The 9,736-nt window shown below is 37.9% G+C and carries 13 protein-coding genes; 2 read left to right on the top strand and 11 right to left on the bottom strand.

Annotated elements, in window-relative coordinates:
• On the top strand, positions 1–81 hold an 81-nt coding region (locus C9J35_RS24860), incomplete at its 5' end, for an IS3 family transposase (protein WP_438941208.1).
• A gap of 270 nt (positions 82–351) precedes the next feature.
• Here C9J35_RS24860 and C9J35_RS11700 read toward each other — a convergent pair.
• From C9J35_RS11700 to C9J35_RS11680, 5 genes are all read right to left on the bottom strand, one after another.
• On the bottom strand, positions 352–1,353 hold the full coding sequence (locus C9J35_RS11700; protein ID WP_107924641.1) for an NAD(P)H-dependent flavin oxidoreductase: 1,002 nt from the start codon (positions 1,351–1,353) through the stop codon (positions 352–354).
• A 200-nt stretch (positions 1,354–1,553) separates the two neighbouring features.
• Entirely contained in the window at positions 1,554–2,111 is a 558-nt protein-coding gene (gene efp / locus C9J35_RS11695; RefSeq protein WP_107924640.1) for an elongation factor P, read from the bottom strand.
• 17 nt (positions 2,112–2,128) lie between these two features.
• A complete protein-coding gene (locus tag C9J35_RS11690) occupies positions 2,129–3,190 on the bottom strand; it encodes a M24 family metallopeptidase (protein WP_054768646.1) in 1,062 nt (353 codons plus the stop codon).
• 1 nt (position 3,191) lies between these two features.
• Positions 3,192–3,626 carry a type II 3-dehydroquinate dehydratase gene (gene aroQ, locus C9J35_RS11685; protein ID WP_107924639.1) on the bottom strand — a complete coding sequence of 145 codons (435 nt, stop codon included), beginning with the start codon at positions 3,624–3,626 and terminating at the stop codon, positions 3,192–3,194.
• Positions 3,627–3,688: 62 nt separating this feature from the next.
• A complete protein-coding gene (locus C9J35_RS11680) occupies positions 3,689–4,114 on the bottom strand; it encodes a hypothetical protein (RefSeq protein ID WP_107924638.1) in 426 nt (141 codons plus the stop codon).
• A 297-nt stretch (positions 4,115–4,411) separates the two neighbouring features.
• Here C9J35_RS11680 and C9J35_RS11675 point away from each other — a divergent pair, with 297 nt between their 5' ends.
• Positions 4,412–5,383 (top strand): DUF1385 domain-containing protein, encoded by a 972-nt coding sequence (locus C9J35_RS11675; RefSeq protein ID WP_167395957.1) that lies wholly within the window; start codon positions 4,412–4,414, stop codon positions 5,381–5,383.
• 57 nt (positions 5,384–5,440) lie between these two features.
• On the opposite strand, the gene C9J35_RS11670 is transcribed toward C9J35_RS11675, so the two are convergent.
• The 6 genes from C9J35_RS11670 to C9J35_RS11645 all read right to left on the bottom strand — a co-directional run bounded on the left by C9J35_RS11670 (position 5,441) and on the right by C9J35_RS11645 (position 9,625).
• Entirely contained in the window at positions 5,441–6,349 is a 909-nt protein-coding gene (locus tag C9J35_RS11670; RefSeq protein ID WP_107924636.1) for an NAD(P)H-dependent flavin oxidoreductase, read from the bottom strand.
• A gap of 71 nt (positions 6,350–6,420) precedes the next feature.
• A complete protein-coding gene (locus C9J35_RS11665; protein WP_107924635.1) occupies positions 6,421–7,146 on the bottom strand; it encodes an ABC transporter permease in 726 nt (241 codons plus the stop codon).
• A complete protein-coding gene (locus tag C9J35_RS11660; protein WP_107924634.1) occupies positions 7,143–7,868 on the bottom strand; it encodes an ABC transporter ATP-binding protein in 726 nt (241 codons plus the stop codon). Before C9J35_RS11660 ends, C9J35_RS11665 begins: the two co-directional genes overlap by 4 nt.
• Positions 7,858–8,322, bottom strand: a complete 465-nt coding sequence (locus tag C9J35_RS11655; RefSeq protein ID WP_107924633.1) for a DUF3021 domain-containing protein — start codon at positions 8,320–8,322, stop codon at positions 7,858–7,860. The genes C9J35_RS11660 and C9J35_RS11655 overlap by 11 nt, the downstream gene beginning before the upstream one ends.
• 10 nt (positions 8,323–8,332) lie before the next feature.
• Entirely contained in the window at positions 8,333–8,773 is a 441-nt protein-coding gene (locus tag C9J35_RS11650) for a LytTR family DNA-binding domain-containing protein (protein ID WP_107924632.1), read from the bottom strand.
• Between the two features lie 528 nt (positions 8,774–9,301).
• On the bottom strand, positions 9,302–9,625 hold the full coding sequence (locus tag C9J35_RS11645; protein ID WP_107924631.1) for a histidine kinase: 324 nt from the start codon (positions 9,623–9,625) through the stop codon (positions 9,302–9,304).
• Positions 9,626–9,736 lie beyond the last annotated feature (111 nt).

Genomic DNA, 9,736 nt, shown 5'->3' with positions numbered 1-9,736 from the left:
ATTCATTTTTATAATCATTATCGCTACCAGAAACGATTAAACGGCTTGAGTCCTTTAGAATTCAGGGCTCAAGCCGCTTAATACATTTTTTATTATTTCCACTGTCTACTTGACGGGGTGCAGTTCAAAACGTATAGTGGTCTTGATCATAAAATATTTAAGTTTTTGCGTAATTACCTACGATTTAAATTGTGCTAGTACAATTCTACAGCCTTCAACATAAGAGAATTACAGTAAACAAGATGTAGCTTACCGCAACAGGACCTAGCGAACTTAAGCCAAAGGGCTGAAAATGTGTCTTTGGTGTACACTAGCTATTAATCGTCTCACATGATTTTTACATACATGAAACTATATAAACTTTGCAATAATATCTTTCACAGAGCCAGCTTGCACTAAATAACTATTTTCCCCCATCCACATTGATAGGTATTGGGCGTTTCCTTGCTCTGCACTTTCCTTCCGAATAGTAGTCGTTAAATAATGTTGCAGTGGATAAGGCGCTACCATTGCATCCTTCATTCGTTCCGTAAAATCATTGGCTAAACCACGTGCCGGTTTACCAGTAAAAGCACGAGTAATGGTCGTCTGCTGTGCTTTTGATTGCAGTACGGCATTTTTGTATTGTGACGATATTTCGCATTCATGTGCCACTAAAAGAGCCGTGCCAATTTGTACAGCCTGTGCGCCATTTGCTAATGCCGTCTGTACATCATCCTTGGAGACAATTCCTCCTGCCACAATAATCGGAATGGTAATTTTACCTACAACTTGTTGTAGTAGGTCATTACGAGCGATTAACTGCATAGGCTCAGTAAAAGAGCCGCGATGACCACCAGCTTCACCACCTTGCAACACTACAGCATCCATGCCCGCTTGCTCTACACACTGCGCTTCATTTAATGTGGTAGCCGTACCTATGACATAAACGTTATGCTCCTTTAGGCGACGGATGACATCCGCTGATGGAATACCGAACGTAAATGAGCAGACGGCTACATTTTCATCCAAAACAGCTTGTATTTGTCCTTCAAAAACTTCCGAAGATACTACACTTTGGACAGGTGAAAGACCAAGCTCGTCATAAAACGGCTGTAGAGCCATACGTGCATTTTGCAATACATCGACATCAATACGTGGCTCCTCCTGCACAAATAAATTGATCCCAAATGGCTTTTGTGTAAGTTTTTTCACTTCTTGAATAAAGCGTTTTGTTTGCTCCCCATCTAAATAACCCGCTCCTATTGAACCTAAAACTCCAGCTTCCGCACAAGCTGCAACAAATTTTGGCGATGTAACCCCAGCCATGGGTGCTTGAATAATTGGATATTGCATCTCGAATTTATGTAACATAGCATTCACTCCTTACTTTTATTGTAAACACTTTTTTTACTTAAGACCATCTATCTGATGATAGAAACAAATGCCTAAAGATAAAAAAAGGTAATTGTCCGTCTATCTATTCTCATAATTTTCAATAAATAAGTCATAAATGTATAAAAAAAAAGTAAAAACCTACTCTTTTGGTAAAGAGTAGGCCTACTAAACATTGATTACGCGCGAGAAACGTAAGATGAATCAGTTGTATTGATAATTAAAACATCACCTTGGTTGACGAAGAATGGTACTTGAACAATAAGACCAGTTTGAAGTGTTGCAGGTTTTGTACCGCCTGAAGCTGTATCTCCTTTAATACCTGGTTCTGTTTCAGTAACTTCTAGTTCAACAGTATTTGGTAACTCTACACCTAGCATTTCACCTTGATAAGATTGGATGTGTACTTCCATGTTCTCTTTAAGGAACTTTAACTCATACTCAATTGCAGATGATGCTAATTCTGTTTGGTCATAAGACTCCATATCCATGAAGACATGCTCGTCACCTTGTGCATATAAATACTGCATTTTACGATTATCAATTTGTGCTTTTTCAACTTTCTCACCAGCGCGGAAAGTTTTTTCTTGGACGTTACCATTACGTAAGTTACGTAATTTTGAACGTACGAATGCAGCACCTTTACCTGGTTTTACGTGTTGGAAATCCATTACACGGTATAGTTGGCCATCCACAATAATTGTTAGACCTGTTCGGAAATCGTTTACTGAAATCATTTATTTTCCTCCATTGTTTATAAAATGATGAGTTCTTTTGACGAATGTGTTAGGAGTTCATTACCTGTCTCTGTGATTAGAATATCATCCTCGATACGTACACCACCGATTCCTGGTAAATACACGCCTGGTTCAATCGTTACGGCCATACCTGGCTCTAGTACCGTATCTGAACGCATCGATAAGCCAGGGCCTTCATGTACTTCAAGACCAATACCATGTCCTAATGAATGACCAAAAGCCTTGCCATAGCCTTTTTCTGTTAAGTAGTCACGTGCAATTGCATCTGCTTGAATTCCTGTTAATCCAGGACCCACTTTTTCAAGTGCTAATAGCTGTGAAGCAAGCACGGTATTGTACATGTCTACTAATTTTGCAGATGGTTCGCCAACAGCCACTGTACGTGTAATGTCAGAGATATAGCCATTGTAAAGGGCACCATAATCCAGTGTGACAAAGTCGCCATTTTCAATAACTTTATCTGTTGCAACACCGTGAGGGAATGCTGAGCGAAGACCAGACGCGACAATCGTATCAAATGAAGACTGTGTTGCCCCTTGTTTACGCATGAAAAATTCTAATTCATTCGAAACCTCAAGCTCTGTTTTACCTGGCTTGATGAAGTCTATAATATGTGTAAATGCGTGATCAGCAATTTCACACGCAACCTTAATAATATTAATCTCTTGTTCCGTCTTAATCAAGCGAATTTTTTCAATTAGTCCAGAAACCGGTACTAAATCAGCTTGAATCACATTTTTGTATAGCTCATATGTGCCATAGCTGACAGCATCTTTCTCAAAGCCCAATAATTTGATGCCCATTGCTTTTACTTGTGTCGCAATTTCCTCGAGGATTGTCGCTTCATGCTTGACGATACGATAGTCCTTGATTTGAGCAGTTGCTTGTTCTGTGTAACGAAAATCTGTAATAAACACAGCATCGTTTTGTGACACAATCGCTACACCCGCTGTTCCAGTAAAGTCTGTCATATAACGGCGGTTGTACTCGTTCGTAATTAAAATACCGTCGATATTTTGTTCCTGTAATGCCTTACGAAGCTTTTGTAATTTCAACATTTTAGTTCTCCCCTTCGATGAATGTGCGTAATGCTAGCTCATAGCCTTTTGTACCTAGTCCACAAATCTGGCCAATGCAAGCTGGTGCAAGATAAGAATGATGGCGGAAAGCCTCGCGTTTATGGATATTTGAAATATGTACCTCTATAACTGGCACTGAAATTCCTGCAATTGCATCATGTAATGCAATGCTCGTATGTGTATAAGCACCAGGATTAAAGATAATACCATCATATTTTTCGTCCTCTGCTTCATGCACCCAATCAACTAGCACTCCTTCGTGATTGGATTGTCGAAACTCAACTGTTGCTCCTAGTGATGCCGCAAGTTGTTGAACATTATTTTTTACATCATCTAACGTTTCATGTCCGTAAATATGTGGTTCTCGTTTACCAAGCCGATTTAGGTTAGGCCCATTTAAACATAATAACTTCACGCAATATTCGCCTCTTTCTATGTACTTGCACTTTATTTTATCATACCCGTTGCATACGGCAACTAATTTCCTTTTTGTGCAGTATGCTCTTTCTGGTGGAAATTTGCTGTTTCAAGTAAGAATCGCAATAAACAAATAACTACTACCATAAAGGGAATTGATAATTTTTTAAAAGAAGCGGGCTGTAAAGGTAAATCTAGGACAATCCATTCTAATGTGATCGTAAAAATAAGACCCAATAAAAAAGATGTCAGAACCGCCGGTATAATATGGACATAACGCAAAGTAATAAACAAAAAGAAGCCGAATAAGAACAGGATGAAAGTTAGAAAACTCCATTGAAACAATTTAGAACTATCTTCAAAGAGCTCCCACTTCTTATAAAAACCTATCGGATTCCAATCAATTAAATGAAAGAAGTGAAGCCCTCTCAAGCACAATGCTAGAACAAATGCACTTACAATTGATGTTATACTCGCTACTTTCAAGCATACCCCTCCTAAATTTAAACGTTTTACACTATTACCCAAGCGTTATGGGCTATGGAGTCGAGCGCCCGAGCACAAAATCTTTGCACCTGAGCGCTTCTCGCGTTGACCCGAGCTTTCCTCCGTTGACCCGAGCGTTTCTCGCGTTGCTCCTGAGCGTTTCTCGCGTTGACCCGAGCATTTCGTAAGCTACTACATGAACGTTGCATTCAAATAAATCAAAATTATACGTTTAGTGTAGCCATATAGAAAATTTACTATGCGTTCCTCTAGAGGTTTTTCACTAAATTTAGTACAATGGTACAGTTGAAATATATAAAGAGAGTGGTGTTAGCCTTGAGCAATTCACCTGTATACGGGGGACAAGCACAATTAGAAGGTGTGATGTTCGGAGGAAAGGAACATACGATTACAGCCATTCGCCGTAACGATGATTCCATTGATTATTATCATTTCAAAAAAGTTCAAAAACCAATTCTACAAAAACTAAAAAAAATTCCTTTTGTACGAGGTGTTGTTGCACTTATTGAATCCGCTGGTTTAGGTTCACGCCATATGCAGTTTTCAGGAGATCGCTACGATGTGACACCTGGCGAGGAAGAGGAAAAAGTAGAGGAAGGCTCTAAGCTGCAAATGATTTTAGGGGTTGCTGTAGTTGGGATACTATCCTTTTTATTTGGCAAATTTGCTTTTACATTAATCCCAGTATTTATTGCAGACTTTTTCTCCAAATGGATAGAAGGCAAAACAGGCCAAATCTTATTGGAAAGTGGTATTAAGCTTATACTACTCCTTACTTATTTGTACTTTATTTCATTAACACCCATCATAAAACGAGTCTTTCAATATCACGGTGCGGAACATAAAGTTATCAATTGCTATGAAGCTGGTATGGAAGTAACAGTTGCAAATGTACAAGCACAATCTCGTTTACATTATCGTTGCGGTAGTAGTTTCATGCTATTTACTGTGTTCGTCGGCATGTTTTTATATTTCTTCGTACCAACTGATCCACTTTGGTTACGTATTGTAGACCGCATTTTATTAATTCCTGTTGTACTCGGCGTATCATTTGAAGTACTACAAGCAACAAATGCCTGCCGTAACTTACCTGTGTTACGCTTCCTTGGTTATCCAGGTTTATGGCTGCAATTATTGACAACAAGAGAACCAAAAGACGACCAAGTAGAAGTTGCCATCGCTTCATTTAATATGCTTCGTCAGGTCGAACAACAGCCAGAAATCGCGGCAACTTTAAATCACGACTAAAAAGCAAGAGAAATCATTCATACATGATTTCTCTTGCTTTTCTACTTTAAGTTCCACTTATTGAGGCTGTACAGCAATGATTTGTTGCTTCGCCGCCTCATACTCCTCTTGCAATGTCCCGCATATTTCTCGAACTGACTCTCGCTGTTGGATATTTGTAACGCCATGACCCGCAGACCAGATATCTCTCCAAGCCTTGGCATTTACAAGATGGCTTAAATCAATTTCTTCTCTCGGCTTTAACGTAGATGGATCAATCCCTTCCTTTAATAGCGAAGGAATTAAGACATTCACATGCACGCCACTAAAGGCATCCGTATATAAAATGTCATCCGTCTTACTGTCAATCACCATCTTTTTATAGTCTTCAGGTGCATCGCCCTCATCACAAGCTAAAAAACGTGTCCCCATATAAGCGTAATCGGCGCCAATAATTTGTGCAGCCAACACGTCTGCACCGCTTGACATAGAGCCTGATAAAATAATTGTACCCTTAAAGAACTTTTTCACAGCAGACACAAATCCAAATGGATTAAGTTGACCACCATGCCCTCCTGCACCTGCACAAACAAGTATAAGACCATCCACGCCAGTTGCTGCTGATTTCTCAGCATGCTTGACATTCGCTACATCGGCATAGACTTTTCCACCATAGCCATGCACAATTTCAATGACACGCTTCGGATGACCAAGTGATGTAATAACAATTGGTGGTTGATGTCTTTCAATTAACTGCAAATCCTCTTCGAAGCGCGCATTCGCTACAGGATGGCAAATGAAATTGACCGCCCACGGCTCTGTTGGTAGCGCCTCTTTAATGTCCTGTAACCATTCAGCACAAACTGTTGCTGGTCTAGCATTCAATAAAGGAAACGAACCGATAGCCCCTGCCTTACTTGCTTCAATCACCATCGCTGGGTTAGATACTAAAAACATGGGTGCCACTATAATTGGTAAACTCGACATACACCTTCCCCCTTTCATTGTTTATTCTATAAAAATCATATAAATCCTACTTCAAAGTTGAATTTTCTAGTTTATTCTTGCATTTTCCCTTTAAATACTAAAATAGCTATAATGAAAGTAAGGGCTGTATAGCCGACGACGATAGCGAGAGATAACAGAACATCTTCGTAATGTCCACTTAACACGGCACGCGCGGCATCAGCAGCATGGAAAAATGGAAGTAATTGAGCGATCGATTGAAATGCTCCCCCTATCATATCAAGCTGAAACCATGTACCACTTAACCAAGTTGTCACAGTGACAAATATTGCAAAAATTCCACCTACCTGTTTATCTGTAAATATCGTACCTAGTAATAAGCCTAAACCAATATACAATAAGGAAATAACGATGAGTACGATACCCATGAACAGTACAGATAGATCCAGCGACAACCCTAAAAATAGAGCAGCAAGGATACAAACACTAATCTGCAATACCGCAATTGGTAATAACGGCAGTACATAGCCTATTACGTAATCAGCTGCTGTCATAGGTGAAGCGAAAATACGCATTAAAAAGGAGGTACTCTTATCCTTGCCAAGCAACATGCCTGAAAAAAGTGTCAGAAACGAAAAACTAAAGACAATGACGCCTGGTGTTAGAGTCTCAATTTCATATAATGCAAATGGCATATTTTTTTGCATGACTGAAAATAAAACCATCATTAAAACAGGGAAGGCTATGCCGAAAAGTAGTGTTAATGGATCACGTACGATTTCTTTATGGTTTCTTGTCGCAAATATAACAGCCTTCAACGTGACTCCCCCTCTGTCAGCTCTAAAAAAACATCTTCAAACGTTGGTTTTCCTGTTTGGCTCATCAATTGTTGAATCGTACCAAGTGCTCGTAATTTTCCATTATGCATAATACCAACACGGTCCGCTAACACCTCTACTTCTTCTAAATAATGAGTCGTTAAAACAATCGTTACATGCCCTTTCAATTGACGTAAAATTGACCATAAATCACGGCGCGCACGCACATCCATACCTAGCGTGGGCTCATCTAAAAACAAAATTTTCGGAGTAGACATCATGGCCATTGCCACACTTAATCGTCGCTTATAACCACCCGATAAAGTCTTAGCCTTTTCATGCTGGCGCGTTAGCAAGCCAAATATATTCATCTGTGCAATCGCACATTGTTCCGCTTGTATTTTTGAATAGCCATAAAGTCTAGCCATTAATCGTAAATTTTCCACAACAGTTAAATTTGGTGCAACTGCTGTTTCTTGTGGTGAAATATTAATATTGTTCTTGACGGCAATCTGATTGTGAACGACGCTTGCTCCTTCCAAAAAAGCATCACCACTTGTAGGTGCAACAAGTCCGCATAGCATTTTTATGGTTGTTGTCTTGCCCGCAGCATTTTGACCAAGTAATGCAAAAAATTCACCTTTTTCAATGTTTAATGATAAGTTATCTACTGCTACATGATCCTTATAACGTTTCGTTAATTCTTTTATTTCAATGGTCATGAAACTCACCTCTTTCAAAGATAGCATTTATTTTTTCAATATCACGCTTCGCTAGTCTATATTGCAACAACCATGTCACGATATATGTACCGATGAAACTCACCAGTAAGGAAAATATATTGGCCATTGTTTTAGGCATCCATAAAATCATGACAATTGGTATCCAGACAATTGCCGTCATACAAAAATGCACGATAAATTGCTTCAACATGCTCCATCTAGCGATTTCAAAGACTAAAGCCGCTAGGGCAAATGTGACGCCTATAATCCCAGTCAAAAAAATTTGCGTACAAATAGCTACTGTTTCACTTGTAAATAAAGCACTAAAATCTGGAACAATCGCGATATAACTCCCTTTTCCCAGGCCAATCGATATACATATTTGTACTATTTGCCCAATCACGACACCACTAACAAATCCACCTACTATACGTATAAGTAAATCTTTTCGCATCTCTTTCACCTCATATTCCTAATTGCTTCTTTATCTTCGAAACATATCGCCTTGAGGCATACGTTTTAATTTCACCTTTTAGGACCACTCCTATAGTTCCTGTCTTACTAATATCCATTTGTTTAATCATGTTTCGATTGACGATTTCTGCATTTGAAATACGCAAAAATATTTGTCCATTTAGTTTCTTCTCAAGTTCGTATAAGCGAAATCGCACCGTGTAAATGCCATCTGCCGTCTGGACGAACACTTTTTTAGCTTCCGTATAAATACGCAAAATATCATTACAGGCAATCATCTCCACCCCTCTATTAGAAAATACCGCCAATGAATCAGCTGCTTTAGTAGAAACTTGTTGCATAATTTGTTCTATTTCCTCGGTCATTTTATCTGTGAGAATAATAACTTTTGGTTCTTTGCATGCCGGATCTATCGACACTTCTACTTTCATATCATCACAGTCCTTTCATTCGCCTTCACTATAAAGTTTTCAAACTACTATGTAAATGAATTTTCGATGACTGGTCGTTTTTACAGGATAAGTGGTGTATACAACAAAAAAGTGCCTATCCGCCTTGAGAGGCGAGATAGATGTAGGTTTAAAATAAAGTTTGATCAAAAACACCTCTTAAATCCACATCTTACGTTAAATTAATAGAACCCGTTTTGAAAAAAGATTGATCAAAACGGATTCTTCCTCTGTGAAGTATTGTTTAATTTTTATAAAAAATTTTGATCATTTTCTGTGATCTAATCTTCAACAAATACCTATCCCTTTTCCTCTCTTAAAATGCAGGTATCGATTTAGTAGCCTTCTAAAATTTTGAAAAAGATGATTTATGAAATTGATTCAGTTAATTTTAAACATAATAAAAAAGCACTCTCTCAAGAATGCTTTATAAGTCAGGATATATTGTTGTATTGTAAAACTTTATATCTTCCTCAAAATATTGCTGCTACCTGTTGAAATAAACTTTCTTTAATCAGCTTGATTTTTACGATGAACCTCAGTAAGATCTTTTATATAAATTAATGAATAGTCATCTCTAATATCCACTTCAAAATAGTAATGATTTTTAGTTTCTATATCTTTAACTTCTATTTCAAACAAACCCATTCCTCTCATGTAATCGATTTCTTCAGATTTTAAATTTTCTCTACCAATGCCATAGTTAGTTTCAATATAGTTTTCCACATAGTTGTATACGATAGCGTTTCGAGATTTAGAATTAAAATAATTGTAATTAACAAAAATAACTACTATACAAAATAATAGATTAAATATAATTATTTTTTTTTTCATTTTCCTCTCCTTCCGCCATATTAAGTATCAAGATTATATTTATTAATAATTACAATTTTTTAAACTATAAAAATTCGATTTTAGTGTCTTTACCTACCAATTTAACAATAA

This window comes from Lysinibacillus parviboronicapiens (assembly GCF_003049575.1).
In the GTDB taxonomy this organism is placed as follows: Bacteria; Bacillota; Bacilli; order Bacillales_A; family Planococcaceae; genus Lysinibacillus; species Lysinibacillus parviboronicapiens.
This window is presented reverse-complemented; position numbering and strand designations above follow the sequence as displayed.